Source organism: Streptomyces sp. 3-6 (assembly GCF_056323165.1).
Map to the genome: position 1 here is coordinate 19,897 of NZ_JBWHZP010000011.1, position 15,096 is coordinate 34,992.

General features: G+C 71.8%; 14 protein-coding genes and 2 riboswitches. Of the genes, 9 read left to right on the top strand and 5 right to left on the bottom strand.

Translation table 11 applies throughout. The features are described from left to right. The first annotated feature begins 12 nt into the window (after positions 1-12). The 5 genes from AC02VZ_RS15980 to AC02VZ_RS16000 all read left to right on the top strand — a co-directional run bounded on the left by AC02VZ_RS15980 (position 13) and on the right by AC02VZ_RS16000 (position 4,339). Positions 13-1,248: a L,D-transpeptidase gene (locus AC02VZ_RS15980; protein ID WP_432058750.1), complete on the top strand. Its 1,236-nt coding sequence runs from the start codon at positions 13-15 to the stop codon at positions 1,246-1,248. Positions 1,249-1,579: 331 nt separating this feature from the next. Beyond that, positions 1,580-2,347 carry an enoyl-CoA hydratase/isomerase family protein gene (locus AC02VZ_RS15985; RefSeq protein WP_362091997.1) on the top strand — a complete coding sequence of 256 codons (768 nt, stop codon included), beginning with the start codon at positions 1,580-1,582 and terminating at the stop codon, positions 2,345-2,347. Positions 2,348-2,620: 273 nt separating this feature from the next. Further along, positions 2,621-3,124, top strand: coding sequence for an ATP-binding protein (locus AC02VZ_RS15990; RefSeq protein ID WP_432058749.1), 504 nt, complete (start codon positions 2,621-2,623; stop codon positions 3,122-3,124). Between the two features lie 134 nt (positions 3,125-3,258). Continuing rightward, positions 3,259-3,471: an EF-hand domain-containing protein gene (locus tag AC02VZ_RS15995; protein ID WP_476475674.1), complete on the top strand. Its 213-nt coding sequence runs from the start codon at positions 3,259-3,261 to the stop codon at positions 3,469-3,471. Positions 3,472-3,649: 178 nt separating this feature from the next. Then, the gene (locus AC02VZ_RS16000) at positions 3,650-4,339 is read left to right on the top strand and encodes an NADPH-dependent F420 reductase (RefSeq protein ID WP_476475756.1); all 690 of its coding nucleotides are present in this window, start codon (positions 3,650-3,652) and stop codon (positions 4,337-4,339) included. Between the two features lie 37 nt (positions 4,340-4,376). Here the strand turns inward: AC02VZ_RS16000 and AC02VZ_RS16005 are convergent, their stop codons facing one another. The 5 genes from AC02VZ_RS16005 to gcvT form a co-directional block, all read right to left on the bottom strand. After that, the gene (locus tag AC02VZ_RS16005) at positions 4,377-4,937 is read right to left on the bottom strand and encodes a glycoside hydrolase family 25 protein (protein ID WP_476475675.1); all 561 of its coding nucleotides are present in this window, start codon (positions 4,935-4,937) and stop codon (positions 4,377-4,379) included. A gap of 137 nt (positions 4,938-5,074) precedes the next feature. Next, positions 5,075-6,442, bottom strand: coding sequence for an L-serine ammonia-lyase (locus AC02VZ_RS16010; protein ID WP_476475676.1), 1,368 nt, complete (start codon positions 6,440-6,442; stop codon positions 5,075-5,077). 151 nt (positions 6,443-6,593) lie between these two features. Further along, positions 6,594-7,853, bottom strand: a complete 1,260-nt coding sequence (glyA, locus tag AC02VZ_RS16015; protein ID WP_476475677.1) for a serine hydroxymethyltransferase — start codon at positions 7,851-7,853, stop codon at positions 6,594-6,596. A 14-nt stretch (positions 7,854-7,867) separates the two neighbouring features. Beyond that, positions 7,868-8,245 (bottom strand): glycine cleavage system protein GcvH, encoded by a 378-nt coding sequence (gene gcvH / locus AC02VZ_RS16020; RefSeq protein ID WP_362092012.1) that lies wholly within the window; start codon positions 8,243-8,245, stop codon positions 7,868-7,870. A gap of 126 nt (positions 8,246-8,371) precedes the next feature. Then, the gene (gene gcvT, locus AC02VZ_RS16025) at positions 8,372-9,490 is read right to left on the bottom strand and encodes a glycine cleavage system aminomethyltransferase GcvT (RefSeq protein ID WP_432057593.1); all 1,119 of its coding nucleotides are present in this window, start codon (positions 9,488-9,490) and stop codon (positions 8,372-8,374) included. A 102-nt stretch (positions 9,491-9,592) separates the two neighbouring features. Beyond that, positions 9,593-9,717, bottom strand: a riboswitch (glycine riboswitch). Further along, positions 9,718-9,819, bottom strand: a riboswitch (glycine riboswitch). It abuts the riboswitch before it with no gap. A 220-nt stretch (positions 9,820-10,039) separates the two neighbouring features. On the opposite strand from gcvT, the gene AC02VZ_RS16030 reads away from it, so the two are divergent. The 4 genes from AC02VZ_RS16030 to AC02VZ_RS16045 all read left to right on the top strand — a co-directional run bounded on the left by AC02VZ_RS16030 (position 10,040) and on the right by AC02VZ_RS16045 (position 15,076). Continuing rightward, positions 10,040-10,837: an AAA family ATPase gene (locus AC02VZ_RS16030; RefSeq protein WP_476475678.1), complete on the top strand. Its 798-nt coding sequence runs from the start codon at positions 10,040-10,042 to the stop codon at positions 10,835-10,837. 378 nt (positions 10,838-11,215) lie between these two features. Then, positions 11,216-12,004 (top strand): enhanced serine sensitivity protein SseB, encoded by a 789-nt coding sequence (locus AC02VZ_RS16035; protein ID WP_476475679.1) that lies wholly within the window; start codon positions 11,216-11,218, stop codon positions 12,002-12,004. A 167-nt stretch (positions 12,005-12,171) separates the two neighbouring features. Continuing rightward, positions 12,172-12,975: an enhanced serine sensitivity protein SseB C-terminal domain-containing protein gene (locus AC02VZ_RS16040; RefSeq protein WP_432057590.1), complete on the top strand. Its 804-nt coding sequence runs from the start codon at positions 12,172-12,174 to the stop codon at positions 12,973-12,975. A gap of 430 nt (positions 12,976-13,405) precedes the next feature. Next, a complete protein-coding gene (locus tag AC02VZ_RS16045; protein ID WP_476475680.1) occupies positions 13,406-15,076 on the top strand; it encodes an ABC transporter substrate-binding protein in 1,671 nt (556 codons plus the stop codon). Positions 15,077-15,096: the final 20 nt, after the last annotated feature.

Here is a 15,096-nt window from a genome sequence, read left to right on the forward strand (position 1 = left end):
GGGAGAAACAACGTGAACGTGGGGCCGATATCGGGTGCGTCGGTGGGCGCGCGGCGGCGGACCGGCAGGCAACTGGCCGCACTGGCACTCGGAGTGGTGCTGGCGGTCACGGCCTGCGGGGGCGGGGGCGCGGAACCGGGCGCGGGCGACGGCAAGGGCAAGGCCGCCGCCGCGGCCGTCGGCAAGCAGTCCGAGGCCGTGGTGAGCATCGCTCCCGAGGACGGCGCCGAGGACGTGAAGACCACCGGCGCGCTCAAGGTCTCGGCCACCAAGGGCAAGCTGACGGAGGTCGTCGTCCGGGACGCGGACGGCGGGAAGATCGACGGCGAGGTGTCCGCCGACGGCACCACCTGGACGCCGTCCACCCACCTGGCGGGCTCCACCAAGTACACCGTGCACGCCGTGGCCAAGGACGCCGAGGGCCGCACCGCCGCCGAGGACGCCGACTTCACCACGCTGACGCCGAAGAACACCTTCATCGGCAACTTCACGCCGGAGGACGGCTCCACGGTCGGCGTGGGGATGCCGTTCTCGCTGCGCTTCACCCGGGGCATCACCAACCCCGAGGACGTCGAGAAGGCCATCCGCATCACCACCGAGCCGGCCGTGGAGGTCGCGGGCCACTGGTTCGGCAACGACCGCCTCGACTTCCGCCCGGAGCACTACTGGAAGGCCGGCACCAAGGTCACCGTCGACCTCAACCTGGACGGCGTCGAGGGCCGCCCCGGGGTCTACGGCAAGCAGGCGAAGAAGGTCTCCTTCACCATCGGCCGCAGCCAGGTGTCCGTCGTCGACGCCAAGAAGCACACCATGAAGGTGAAGCGGGACGGCAAGGTCATCAAGACCATCCCGGTCACCACCGGCGCCCCCGGCACCGAGACCTGGAACGGCCAGATGGTCATCACCGAGCGGCTCAAGGTGACCCGCATGAACGGCGAGACGGTCGGCTTCGGCGGCGAGTACGACATCAAGGACGTCCCGCACGCCATGCGCCTGAGCACCTCCGGCACCTTCATCCACGGCAACTACTGGGGCGGCGACGCCTTCGGCAACTACAACGCCAGCCACGGCTGCATAGGGCTGCGGGACACCCGCGGCGGCTGGGACAAGAAGGCCCCGGGCGCCTGGTTCTTCGACAACTCGATGATCGGTGACGTGGTCGTCGTCAAGAACTCCAAGGACGCCACCATCGCCCCGGACAACGGCCTCAACGGCTGGAACATGTCCTGGGAGAAGTGGAAGGCGTAGCCTCCCCCCGGTCCGCGCGGCCCCGGTGCGAGCCACGGCACCGGGGCCACGCCGTGCCCGGGGGAGGGGCCGGTGGACGGGCGGAGCTCCGGTGCCGTCCGGCCCCCGGGCCGGTGTGACCGACCGCGTCCGCCCCGGTGACCGTTGGTGCCCGTGCTGTGCTGTCCCGGGAGGCGACCCCCGGACCCCCGGCCGGTGTGACCGACCGCACCCACCCCGGTCACCGTTAGTCCCCGTGCTGTGCTGCCCCGGGGGGCGACCCCCGGACCCCCGGCCGGTGTGACCGACCGCACCCACCCCGGTCACCGTTAGTCCCCGTTAACCTGCTGGCATGACCGTACATCTCGAAGTCGCGGACGGCGTCGGCACCCTGCGTCTGGACCGCCCGCCGATGAACGCCCTGGACGTGGCCACGCAGGACCGGCTGAAGGAACTCGCCGAGGAGGCCACGCGGCGCGACGACGTGCGCGCCGTGGTGATCTACGGCGGCGAGAAGGTGTTCGCGGCCGGCGCGGACATCAAGGAGATGCAGGCGATGGACCACACCGCGATGGTCCTGCGCGCCCGCGGCCTGCAGGACTCCTTCACGGCGGTGGCCCGCATCCCCAAGCCGGTGGTCGCGGCGGTCACCGGCTACGCGCTCGGCGGCGGCTGCGAGCTCGCCCTGTGCGCGGACTACCGCATCGCCGGGGACAACGCCAAGCTGGGCCAGCCCGAGATCCTGCTCGGGCTCATCCCGGGCGCCGGCGGCACCCAGCGGCTGTCCCGCCTCATCGGGCCGTCCCGGGCGAAGGACCTCATCTTCACCGGCCGTCAGGTCCGGGCCGACGAGGCGCTGACGCTGGGCCTGGTCGACCGGGTGGTGCCCGCCGCCGAGGTCTACGAGCAGGCCCACGCCTGGGCGGCCAAGCTGGCCAAGGGCCCGGCGCTGGCGCTGCGTGCGGCCAAGGAGTCCGTCGACACCGGGCTGGAGACGGACATCGACACCGGCCTCGCCGTCGAGCGGAACTGGTTCGCGGGCCTGTTCGCCACCGAGGACCGGGAGCGCGGCATGCGCAGCTTCGTGGAGGAGGGCCCGGGCAAGGCGAAGTTCGTGTGACACCCCGCCCCGGACCTTGCAATTGACGCGATGTCTGATCCGGCCCCCTCGGTACGGCGGTTCATGGGAGCCTTGAAGCACCCTTAAACCTGTCGTGACGAGGGGGCCCGTCGATTGTCGAACAGCGAGCCGTTCCCGCAGGCAGGAAGCGGTGGGAACGATCCCTTACTGCCCCTGGCATATGACGGCGGACGATCGCACACAGGGGGCGTGCGGGGGGCGTATTCGCCCGTACCGGCCCCTGACGTGCCGTTCGGCGGCCATGATGGGGGCATGGCGGGGCTGGAGGGTTTGGGACAGCCGCGGGGAGACGGACGTGCGACGGCGTCACGCTGGTCGCCGACGGTCGAGGACGAACAAGCCCTGCGCGCACTGGAGTTGTACGGCGATCCGACGGAGGCCGAGGTGTCGCTGCCCTCGCTCCCAGAATCCGCCGCCATCGCCCGTCGGCTCGCCCAGGTGGTCGTCCTGCGTCACTGGGGGCTGACCGTTCGCACCGCCGAGGACGCCGTGTTACTCGTGTCCGAGCTCGTCGGCAACGCCGTCCGGCACACCGGTGCCCGTGCCTTCGGACTGCGGATGTCCCGGCGTCGCGGCCGGTTCCGTGTCGAGGTGCGCGACCCCTCCCGCGGCCTGCCCTGCCTGATGCCGGTGCAGGAGATGGACACCAGCGGACGCGGCCTCTTCCTCGTCGACAAGCTGGCCGACCGCTGGGGCGTCGACCTGCTGCCCCGCGGCAAGACCACCTGGTTCGAGATGCGCGTCTCCGAGCGCTGAACGGCCGGCGCCGCCGCCACGGGTACGGCGGACGGGGGCCCGCGCGTTAACCTGACCTGCGTCGTCCGGGCTCCGGGCGGGTCCGGCGGAACGCCGACCAGTACAACGCGAACAACACGAAGAGGGGCGGATCGGTGGCGGACATCGAGGAAGCACGCAAGCAGTTCGAGCGGATCGACACGAACGGGGACGGGGTCATCACCGCTGCCGAGTTCAAGACCGCCCTCGCGCAGGGCGGCGACTGGAACGTCACCGAGGAGGTCGCCGAGGCGATCATCGCCTCCCGCGACCTGAACGGCGACAAGCTCCTGTCGTTCGACGAGTTCTGGGTCCACCTCCGCAAGTGAGGCCCCGCCGGGGCCCGGACCGCGCGCGTGCCGCCGTGGACCGGGCCCCGCGGCATGCCCGGAGCCGGGGCGCCCGCCGCGCCACCCGGGTGGCCGGATTCAACCGGTTGCCTGGAATAGCCCCGGTCTCCCGGAGGTTGGCAGGGTCCACCGGTGTCCATGGGGACGCGGGTGAGACATCCATCCGAAGGGCCAGGCGAGGCGGAACATGAAGATCGGCATCATCGGCGCGGGGAACATCGGCGGCAATCTCACCCGGCGGCTCACCGCCCTCGGCCACGACGTGTCCGTGGCCAACTCACGCGGCCCGCAGACCCTCACCGCCCTCGCCGAGGAGACCGGGGCGACACCGGTCACGGTGGGTGAGGCGGCCCGGGGCGCGGAGATCGTGGTGGTCACCATCCCGGTCAAGGCCGTGCCGCAGCTGCCGTCCGGGCTGTTCGACGAGGCGGCCGAGGGCCTGGCCGTCATCGACACCGGCAACTACTACCCGCAGCGCGACGGACGCATCGCGGGCATCGAGGACGACGGCCTGACCGAGAGCCGCTGGACCGAGCAGCACCTCGGCCACCCGGTGATCAAGGCGTTCAACGGGACCTACGCCCAGGACATCCTGGACCGTCACCGCCCCGCCGGCGCCTCCGACCGGCTGGCCCTGCCGGTGGCCGGGGACGACGAGGCGGCCAAGCGGAAGGTCCGCGACCTGATCGGGGAACTCGGCTTCGACACCGTCGACGCCGGCGGTCTCGACGAGTCCTGGCGCCAGCAGCCGGGCACCCCGGTCTACGGGCTGCGGGCGGGCGTCGAGGAGGTGACCGAGGCGCTGGCCAAGGCGTCCCCCGAGCGCGGTCCCGACTTCCGGGGATGACACCGGGCCGGGGCCTGATCCCCGCGCCGCGCGGAGGTCAGGCCCCCTCGGCCCACTCTCTGAGGGCCGCCTCGTCGGCGAAGTCCGCGACGTTCTGGTCCAGCGGATCGTCGGTGTACTGGTGGAAGCGCCAGGAGGCCTCGACGCGCGGCTCGCCCGCCGCCGCGACGTAGTCGGCGATCCAGAGGCCGTCGCCCGCCTCCGAGGTGGTGTCGACGTTGAGCCAGAAGTCCCGGTTGCAGTACAGGACGACCCGGTGCCCGGGCCGCAGCTCCTTCACCAGCCGCAGGAACCGGTCCTTCTCGGCGGCGCTCGCCCGGGTGCCGCCGCCCGTGGTCTCCCAGTCGACGGCCAGCAGGTCGCCCTCCTTCAGCGGCGCCTCGTTCACGAAGTGCTCCGCCTGGGCGGTGAGGTCGCCCGGCCAGAGGAAGTGGTAGAAGCCGGTGACCAGACCGGCGTCGCGCGCCCGCTTGGTCTGGCCGGCCAGCTTGGGGTTGGTGTACCGGCGGCCCTCCGTCGCCTTGACGAAGACGAAGGACAGGCCGTCGGTGTCGTAGGACGCGGTCTGGTGCGAACTCACGTCGATGCCACGCAGCATGAAGGCTCCCTGACGTGCTTGTGGGGGGATTCGCGAGGAGAAGGGGAGTCGCAGGACTCATGCCCCACCACGGCACCGCCGACCCCCGACGGACGGGAAGTGATCGACGTTGACCACCTCTGCCCGACGGGGGCGCCTCAGCATTCGATGATGTTCACCGCGAGCCCGCCGCGGGCCGTCTCCTTGTACTTGACCGACATGTCCGCGCCGGTCTCCTTCATCGTCTTGATGACCTTGTCCAGGGACACCTTGTGCGAGCCGTCGCCGCGCAGTGCCATCCGGGCCGCCGTGACCGCCTTGACCGCGGCCATGCCGTTGCGCTCGATGCACGGGATCTGGACCAGGCCGCCGACCGGGTCGCAGGTCAGGCCCAGGTTGTGCTCCATGCCGATCTCGGCCGCGTTCTCCACCTGCCACGGCGAGCCGCCCATCACCTCGGCGAGGGCGCCCGCGGCCATGGAGCAGGCGGAGCCCACCTCGCCCTGGCAGCCGACCTCGGCGCCGGAGATGGAGGCGTTCTCCTTGAAGAGCATGCCGATCGCCCCGGCCGCCAGCAGGAAGCGGACGACGCCCTCCTCGTCGGCGCCGGGCACGAAGTTGACGTAGTAGTGCAGCACCGCCGGGATGATGCCCGCGGCGCCGTTCGTCGGGGCGGTGACGACCCGGCCGCCGGCCGCGTTCTCCTCGTTGACGGCCATGGCGTAGAGGGTGATCCACTCCATGGAGAGCGCCTGCGGGTCTCCCTCCGAGCGCAGCTTGCGGGCGGTGTTCGCGGCCCGGCGGCGCACCTTCAGGCCGCCCGGCAGGATGCCCTCGCGGGACATGCCGCGCTCCACGCACGCCTGCATCACGCGCCAGATCTCCAGCAGGCCCGCGCGGATCTCCTCCTCGGTCCGCCAGGCCCGCTCGTTCTCCAGCATCAGCGCGGAGATCGACAGGCCGGTCTCCCGGGTCAGCCGCAGCAGCTCGTCGCCCGTGCGGAACGGGTACTTCAGGACGGTGTCGTCCAGTTTGATGCGGTCCGCGCCGACCGCCTCCTCGTCGACGACGAAGCCGCCGCCCACCGAGTAGTACGTCTTCTCCAGCAGCGTCGCGCCCGAGGCGTCGTACGCCCACAGGGTCATGCCGTTGGCGTGGTACGGGAGCGCCTTGCGGCGGTGCAGGACGAGGTCGTCGTCGAAGGAGAAGGCGATCTCGTGCTCGCCGAGGAGACGCAGCCGGCCGTCGGCCTTGATGTTCTCCACCCGCTCGTCGGCCGTCTCCACGTCGACCGTGCGCGGCGAGTCGCCCTCCAGGCCGAGCAGCACCGCCTTGGGTGTGCCGTGTCCGTGGCCGGTGGCGCCGAGCGAGCCGTACAGCTCGGCGCGGACCGAGGTCACCGAGTCCAGCAGGCCCTCCTTGCGCAGCCGCCGGACGAACAGGCCGGCCGCGCGCATCGGGCCGACCGTGTGCGAGCTGGACGGGCCGATGCCGATCGAGAACAGGTCGAAGACCGAGATGGCCACGGGAGGACTCCTAGGGGTTCGGCGGACGACGCTGTCCGCCGGCGGTACAGGGGGGTGCGTGTGGGGGTGCGGGTACGACGCGGGGCATCGCGCCCACCGGTTCCAGTGTGCGCGATGCCCCGGACGTTCGTACGAATCAAAGGGTACGAAACTACTTCAGACCGGGGTACAGCGGATGCTTCGCCGCGAGCGCGGTCACCCGGGCCCGCAGCGCCTCGGCGTCGTACTCGGGCTTCAGCGTCTCGGCGATCACGTCCGCGACCTCGGCGAAGTCCTCGGCGGTGAAGCCGCGGGTGGCGAGGGCGGGCGTGCCGATGCGCAGGCCGGAGGTGACCATCGGCGGGCGCGGGTCGTTCGGGATGGCGTTGCGGTTGACCGTGATGCCGACCTCGTGCAGCCGGTCCTCGGCCTGCTGCCCGTCCAGCTCCGAGGCGCGCAGGTCGACCAGGACCAGGTGCACGTCGGTGCCGCCGGACAGCACGTCCACGCCGACGGCCCGGATGTCGTCCTTCACCAGGCGCTCGGCCAGGATCCGGGCGCCCTCCAGGGTGCGCCGCTGACGGTCCTTGAACTCCTCGGACGCGGCGACCTTGAAGGCGACCGCCTTCGCGGCGACCACGTGCTCCAGGGGGCCGCCCTGCTGGCCGGGGAAGACCGCCGAGTTGATCTTCTTGGCCAGCTCGGCCGTGCTGAGGATCACGCCGCCGCGGGGGCCGCCGAGGGTCTTGTGGGTGGTGGTGGTCACGACGTGGGCGTGCGGCACCGGGTTCGGGTGCAGGCCCGCGGCGACCAGGCCGGCGAAGTGCGCCATGTCGACCATGAGGTAGGCGCCGACCTCGTCCGCGATCCGGCGGAACGCGGCGAAGTCCAGCTGCCGCGGGTAGGCCGACCAGCCCGCCACGATCAGCTTCGGCTTCTTCTCCTTGGCCAGGCGCTCGACCTCGGCCATGTCGACGACCCCGGTGTCGTCGACGTGGTAGGCGACCACGTCGTACAGCTTGCCGGAGAAGTTGATCTTCATGCCGTGGGTCAGGTGCCCGCCGTGCGCGAGGTTCAGGCCCATGATCGTGTCACCGGGCTTGAGCAGCGCGAACATCGCGGCGGCGTTGGCCTGCGCGCCCGAGTGCGGCTGCACGTTGGCGTGCTCGGCGCCGAAGAGCTCCTTGACCCGGTCGATGGCGATCTGCTCGATCACGTCGACGTGCTCGCAGCCGCCGTAGTACCGGCGGCCGGGGTAGCCCTCGGCGTACTTGTTGGTCAGGACGGTGCCCTGCGCCTCCATGACCGCGACCGGGGCGAAGTTCTCCGAGGCGATCATCTCGAGGGTGGACTGCTGCCGGTGCAGCTCGGCGTCGACCGCGGCGGCCACCGCCGGGTCGAGCTCGTGCAGGGGCGTGTTCAGAAGGGACATGGGGCGTGGACTCCTCAGCCCGCGATGTGGGCGTCGTACTCGGCGGCGGTCAGCAGGTCGGACGGCTCGTCGGTGATGCGCACCTTGAACAGCCAACCACCCTCGAAGGGGGCGGAGTTGACCAGCGACGGGTCGTTCACCACGTCCTCGTTGACCTCGGTGACCTCACCGGTGACCGGGCAGTAGAGGTCGCTGACCGACTTGGTCGACTCCAGCTCGCCGCAGGTCTCGCCCGCGGTCACCGTGTCACCGACCTCGGGGAGCTGGACGAAGACCACGTCGCCGAGCGCGTTCGCCGCGTGCTCCGTGATGCCGATCGTCGACACGCCGTCCTCGGCGGCCGACAGCCACTCGTGTTCCTTGCTGTAACGCAGCTGCTGGGGGTTGCTCATGGCCTGGATTCTCCTGTACGCGGGGGACTGCTGATGAGGGAGGGACGGCGCCGGACCGGCGTGGTCCGGTACCCCGGGGCACCGGTGCGCACGCGCCGCCGGCCGTCCCGGGTCGCTACGACGGTGTCACTTCTGCCGCTTGTAGAACGGCAGCGCCACGACCTCGTACGGCTCCTGGCGGCCCCGGATGTCGACGGCGACCCCGGGGGTGCCCGGCGCCGCGTGGGCCGGGTCGACGTAGGCCATCGCGATGGGCTTGCCCAGCGTGGGCGAGGGGGCCCCGGAGGTGACCTCGCCGATGACCTCGTCGCCCTTGACGACCGGGTACCCGGCGCGCGGGACCCGGCGGCCCTCGGCGACCAGGCCGACCAGCACGCGGGGCGGGTTCTGCTCGGCGCGCTCGGCGGCCTCGGCCAGGGCGGCCCGGCCCACGAAGTCGCCCTCCTTCTCGAACTTCACCACCCGGCCGAACCCGGCGTCGAACGGCGTGAGCGCGCTGCTCAGCTCGTTGCCGTACAGCGGCATGCCCGCCTCCAGGCGCAGCGTGTCCCGGCAGGACAGCCCGCAGGGGAGCAGGCCGGCGCCCTCGCCCGCCTTGGTCAGCGCCTGCCACAGCTCGACCGCGTGCTCCGGCTTCACGAACAGCTCGAAGCCGTCCTCGCCGGTGTAGCCGGTGCGGGCGATCAGGGCGGGCAGGCCGGCCACCGTGCCGGGCAGCCCGGAGTAGTACTTCAGGCCCTCCAGGTCGGCGTCGGTCAGGGAGGCGAGGATCGCGGCCGACTCCGGGCCCTGCACGGCGAGCAGCGCGAAGGCGTCACGGTCGTCGCGCACCTCGGCGTCGAACCCGGTGGACCGTTCCACCAGCGCGTCGAGCACCGTCTGCGCGTTGGAGGCGTTGGCGACGACCAGGTACTCCGTCTCGCCGAGCCGGTAGACGATCAGGTCGTCCAGGATGCCGCCGTCCTCGGCGCAGATCATCGTGTACCGGGCCCGGCCCTGCTTGACCGTGCCGATGTTGCCGACCAGGGCGTGGTCGAGGAGCGCGCGCGCCTGCGGCCCGCTGACCGTGATCTCGCCCATGTGGGAGAGGTCGAACAGGCCGGCCCGGGTGCGGACGGCGATGTGCTCGTCGCGCTCCGAGCCGTAGCGCAGGGGCATGTCCCAGCCGGCGAAGTCGGTCATCGTCGCACCGAGCGCGCGGTGCACGGCATCCAGCGCGGTACGGCGGAGTTCGGTACTGCTCATCGGTAGGTCTCCCAGTGGCAATGGGGTCCCCCGCGCCGGTGTGACTGCTCGAGCGGATCGAGAGCCCGGGGCCGCAGGACGGCGTGGGGAAGGCGAGGACGATCCTCCCCATCTGTCATCGGAACCTGAGAGGTTCGCCATGACCGCCCGCGAGGGGGCGGTGTACGGCTTGCACCTTGGGTGGAGCCACCGGAGCAGTGTCGCGACGGCCCGCTTTTCAGATGTGCCTCGCCCGCGCGGTAACGGGGCCTGAGAGATTCAAGGGAGGGACTTGCTCCTTCGGCGCCCCGGCGTGCCACATGTGCCGGGGACTCTCCCGCGCGGATTCAAACGGCCGGTATGCAGTTGGCGGCCTCATCATTGCACGCATTCCCGGGGCACGGCAGGGGGACCCTTCACAGGGGACGCGCAGGGTGCGCGACCCGTCACAACGGGCTGTCACCGGCCTGTTGCGGGAAATGGACGGAATCGAGTGACGCCCGGCATTACCTTCTCTTTACAGTCAGCGCGGCGCGGGACTCCGGTACCCGGCCCAGGGGAGGACACACGGTGAACAGGACCACGGCGTACGCCGGCCCGGCGGGCGCCGCACCGCCCGGACAACCGGCAGCCCCGGCAGCCCCGGCTCGGCCGGCCGCTCCGGCCGCCGCGGCCGAGGTGCCCGCACAGGCTGCCGTCCCCTCCGTCGCTGCTGCTGCCGCCGCTGCCGCCCACGGGTCCGCGGCCCCGGGTGCCCTGACCGGCGGTGCCCTGACCGGCGGTGCCCTCCCGCTGCCCGCCGTCCGCGACCTGCGCGGGCTCGCCGGGAGCGGTCCGCACGCGCTGCTGTTCGCCCCGCGGGACATCGTGGTGGTCACCGGGCTGCCCGGCAGCGGCAAGTCCACGCTGATGCGGCGCACGGTGCGCGGCACCCGCGTCGACTCGCAGGACACCCGGGACCGCTGGGACGCCCGGATGCCCGGCTTCCTGCCGTACGCCGTCTACCGGCCCCTGGTCCGCCTGGACCACTACGCCGGCCTGCGCCGCGCGCTGCGCGGCGGCGGGGGCGTCGTCGTCCACGACTGCGGCACCCAGGCGTGGGTGCGCCGCTGGCTGACCCGCGAGGCCCGCCGCCGGGGAGCGGCCCTGCGCCTGCTCCTCCTCGACGTCACCCCCCGGCAGGCGCTGGACGGCCAGCGCGCCCGCGGGCGCGGCGTCTCGCGGTACGCCTTCCTGCGCCACCGCGCCGCCGTGGGCCGGCTGCTGCGCGCGGTGGAACGGGGTGAACCGCCCGCCGGCTGCGGCTCGGTGGTGCTCCTCGACCGGGACGCCACGGACACGCTGCACCGGATCGGCTTCACGGGCTGAGGCGGCGGACGGGACGGCCGGACACGGGCGGACACGGGCGGCCGGCGGTGCGGGTGACGGGTGGTGCGGGCGGCCGGCGCGGCGGTGCGGGCCGGCCCGGTCTCCCGCCCGTCCGGCGAGCGTCCGGCGCCCCGCACGTATCCGGCCCGCCCCACGCGCATCCGGCCCGCCCGGCAGGCGTCCGGGCCCGCCCGGCACCCCACCGTCCGCGCCGACCTCCGCGCCGGTTCCCCGCCGCCCCCGGCACGGCCTCGGCACCGCACCCGCACCGCCTCCCGCGCCGCCACCCGCATCCCCTCCCGCACGGCCGAACGGCGGCCATGCGGCAGCGGTTAGCCTTTTCAGCCACAGCAGTGGTTCCAGGCAGGCGGTAGGCACATGGACTTCCCGGCGGGCTTCTCCGCGGACTTCCCGGCACAGGCACATCCCCATCCGCACGGTGGATGGCCCGGCAACGAGTTGGAGGAGGTGCTCTCCGCCTCCCTCGGCGTCCCCTCGGCCGGCGGCCGGATCGTCGAGGTCCTCGGCCGCAGTTTCGTCTGGGTGCCCCTGCCCAACGGCGGCGGGCCCGACAGCGGCTCCCTGGACCTGCCCACGATGGAGCTGGACGGGCAGGTGTACGTCCCGGTCTTCAGCTCCGAGGAGCAGTTCCGCCAGGTCGTCGGCTCGCACCTGTCGTTCACCGTCGCGCCCGCGGTGGAGTTCGCCCGCGGGCTGCCTCCGCAGGCGGGCATCGCCGTGAACCCCGGCGGTGTCGTCGGCATCCCCCTGCCGCCCGAGGCGGTGGCGGACCTGTGCCGGGCCGGGCGCACCGAGCTCGACGGGCCGGAATCCGGCGGCCGGGTGCGGCTGTTCGAGCCCGACTGGCAGGACGACCCCGTCGACTTCCTCGCGGCGGCCGGCGCCGAGTTCGAGGCCCTCGGCGTGGTGCGCACCGCCCGCCGGTGCCTGGCCGCGATCGAGACGGCGGACCCGGTGCTGTTCGTCGGCATCGAGCTGACCCGGTGGGACGAGGACCCGCACAGCCTGCCCACGGAAGCCCTCGGCCGCGCCCTGGGCCGGTCGCCCGTGCGGTGGCCGGTCAACGTCGTCCTGCTGGACATCGCCCAGGACCCCGTCGGCGACTGGATGCGCGAGCGCGTCCGGCCCTTCTACCAGCAGCAGTAGCCCGGCCGGGGGCGTGCTGGGGCGGGCGGGCACCCCGTTCGCCCCGGGAGCGGCGGCGGCGCGGGCGGCCGTACGGCCACCGAACCGGTACCGGTCCGGCCGGCCGGGTGCGGCTTAAGCTAGGTTCATTGGCTCGGGCGAGGCGTTGTACGGAGGGGCGATACAAAGTGAGCGCTGGCACCGCGGCGGCCGGGCAGGTCGAGCACATGCTGCGCCAGGTGACGCCCGGGCGTTACGACGCCTACGAGGCCTTGCTGCGCGCGCTCGCGACCCCCTCCTCCGGCCAGGTCTGGATGCTGCTGTGGCACGGCCAGGCCGGCTCGCCGGACGCCCAGTACGGGAGCATGGACGTCGACGGCCACGGCTACGCGCCCTGCGTCACCTCCGCGCAGGAGCTGTCCGCCAGCGGCTGGAACCGCTCCTACGAGGTGGTCGACGGGCTCGACGTCGCCCGTGCCCTGTACCCCGACCGCTACGGTCTCTGGATCAACCCGCACGCCCCCGGTGGTGGGGTCGGCATCCCCTGGCTGGACCTGCGCCGCATCGCCACCGGCCTCGACCGGCAGCCGGCCGGGCCGCTGCGGCTGTCCGAACCCGCCATCGAGATCCCGCAGTTCTACGCGCTGCTCGCCCAGAACGCGCACCGCACCCCGGCCGTCCGCGCGCTGCGCCGGGCCTGGGTGCAGCCCGCGCTGGGGGCGCCGTACCTCGCCATCGGGCTCGACGTGTACGACACCTCGCCGCCGTCGGTGGACGCGGTGCGCGGCATGATGCAGCAGTCGCTGGGCGCCGTTCCGGACGGTCTGCCGGTGTCCACGGTGGCGATGTCCGACGAGCACGACCCGGTCGCCCTGTGGCTGCGGGTCAACGCCCGGCCGTTCTACGACCGGGAGGCGCACGCCCCCGCCGCCCTGCCGGCTCCGCCTGCCCCGCCGGTCGGCTACGGCCACCCGCCCGCGCAGCGTCACTGACCGGGCCGGATCCTCGGCCCGCACCCATCGGCGGGCGGCTCCGCCGGCCCCGTGAGCCGGCCGGCGCGTCCAGCATGTGGACCGGCGTCCGTGGGCGGGACGCCCCGAGGCCCGGCCGCCTGAAACCCCGTCGGTTGGTCTGGACCACATGCGGGCGGGCCGGTCGAGCTACCGGCGGTCACCCATCCGTCACCTGCGGTTTCGTGCCGGGCGTCGTGCACGGCCCGTCGAGCGAAGGGTGCTTGGCGGCGGGTCCGGAGCGTCCGCGGCGGGCATTCCCGGCAACGGGCGCCTGATGCGTCCCTTATGTCAAGTGTTCAGATCTCAGGTAGGTATCACCGCTATCCGGACTGTTCCTGACTCCCTGCGAACGTGAGTAGTGTTCGGGCGGTCATCTTGCATCCACATAGCGGACCCGGAGTGGCCCCATATGCGCATATCCAAGTCCCGAGCCGCTCGGGTGATCACGGCCGCGGTCGCGGTCGGTCTGATCGCCACGGGCTGCTCCAGCGACCGGGACAGTGACAACGAAGGCAGTGGCGACAAGGACACCTTCGTCTTCGCCGGCGCCGGTGATCCGGGTTCCCTGGACCCTGCCCTGGCCAGTGACGGTGAAACCTTCCGCGTGACCCGGCAGGCCTTCGAGGCGCTGCTGGAGCACGAGTCCGGCGGCAGCGAGCTGGTCGGCGGTCTCGCCGAGAAGTGGTCCAGCAACGAAGAGGGCACCGTCTGGACCTTCGACCTCCGCAAGGGCGTGAAGTTCCACGACGGCGAGGAGTTCAACGCCGCCGCCGTCTGCGCCAACTACGACCACTGGTTCAACTGGACGGGCACGTACCAGTCGAGCGCGGTCTCGTACTACTGGCAGACCATCATGGGCGGGTTCGCGAAGAACGAGGACCCGGAGACGCCCGAGGCGAACTACAAGTCCTGCACCGCGAAGGACGAGCACACCGCCGTCATCGAGGTCAAGAAGCCCTCCGCCAACCTCCCCGGCGGCTTCTCCCTCAACGCCCTGGCGATCCACTCGCCGAAGGCGATCGAGGCGTACAAGAAGCAGGACGCCTCCGCCAAGGGCGACGCCATCACGTACCCCAAGTACAGCCAGGAGGCCGGCACGGTCGCCGGTACCGGCCCGTACAAGATCACGAAGTGGAACAAGGGGAACAAGGAAGTCTCCCTGGAGCGCTTCGACGACTACTGGGGCGAGAAGGCGAAGATCAAGAACCTGGTCTTCCGCACCATCTCCGACGAGCAGACGCGCCGTCAGGCCCTGGAGGCCGGTGACATCGACGGCTACGACCTGGTCGCCCCGGCCGACGTCAAGACCCTCGAGGACAAGGGCTTCGTCGTCCCGACCCGTGGCGTCTTCAACATCTTCTACGTCGGTATGAGCCAGTCGGCGAACCCGGCCCTGAAGAAGAAGGAGGTCCGGCAGGCGATCGCGCAGTCGATCGACAAGGAGAACCTGGTCAAGACCCAGCTGCCCGAGGGCGGCAAGGTGGCGGACCAGTTCATGCCGGACACCGTCGAGGGCTACTCCAAGGACGTCAAGCAGTACCCGTTCGACGTCGACGCGGCGAAGAACCTCCTGAAGAAGGCCGGTGAGGAGAAGCTCGAGATCGAGTTCTGCTACCCGACCGAGGTCACCCGCCCGTACATGCCTGCCCCGCAGGACCTGTTCGAGCTGATGAAGGCCGACCTGGAGAAGGCCGGCATCACCGTCAAGCCGAAGGCCATGAAGTGGGCCCCGGACTACCTGGACGCCACCGAGGCCGGCTCCTGCGCCCTGCACATGCTGGGCTGGACCGGTGACTTCAACGACGGCTACAACTTCATCGGCACCTGGTTCGCCGGGTTCGACAAGCAGTGGGGCTTCAAGGACAAGAAGGTCTTCGACGCCGTGAACGCGGGCTCGAAGCTGGGCAACCACGACGAGCGCGTGGCCGCGTACACCAAGGCCAACGAGGTCATCATGGACTACCTGCCCGGCGTCCCGATCTCGTCCTCCCCGCCGGCCATCGCCTTCGCCAAGAACGTGAACCCGCCGAACGTCTCCCCGCTGACGCAGGAAGTGTTCGCCGAGGCGTCCTTCAAGTAGGCGCACGCGGTGTGAAGCAC

Excerpts from the sequence above, each read along its gene's own strand:
- AC02VZ_RS15990 (WP_432058749.1), top strand. The coding sequence starts at position 2,621 with ATGGCGGGGCTGGAGGGTTTGGGACAGCCGCGGGGAGACGGACGTGCG.
- AC02VZ_RS15985 (WP_362091997.1), top strand. The coding sequence starts at position 1,580 with ATGACCGTACATCTCGAAGTCGCGGACGGCGTCGGCACCCTGCGTCTG.
- glyA (WP_476475677.1), bottom strand. The coding sequence starts at position 7,853 with ATGTCCCTTCTGAACACGCCCCTGCACGAGCTCGACCCGGCGGTGGCC.
- gcvT (WP_432057593.1), bottom strand. The coding sequence starts at position 9,490 with ATGAGCAGTACCGAACTCCGCCGTACCGCGCTGGATGCCGTGCACCGC.
- AC02VZ_RS16035 (WP_476475679.1), top strand. The coding sequence starts at position 11,216 with ATGGACTTCCCGGCGGGCTTCTCCGCGGACTTCCCGGCACAGGCACAT.
- gcvH (WP_362092012.1), bottom strand. The coding sequence starts at position 8,245 with ATGAGCAACCCCCAGCAGCTGCGTTACAGCAAGGAACACGAGTGGCTG.
- AC02VZ_RS16045 (WP_476475680.1), top strand. The coding sequence starts at position 13,406 with ATGCGCATATCCAAGTCCCGAGCCGCTCGGGTGATCACGGCCGCGGTC.
- AC02VZ_RS16005 (WP_476475675.1), bottom strand. The coding sequence starts at position 4,937 with ATGCTGCGTGGCATCGACGTGAGTTCGCACCAGACCGCGTCCTACGAC.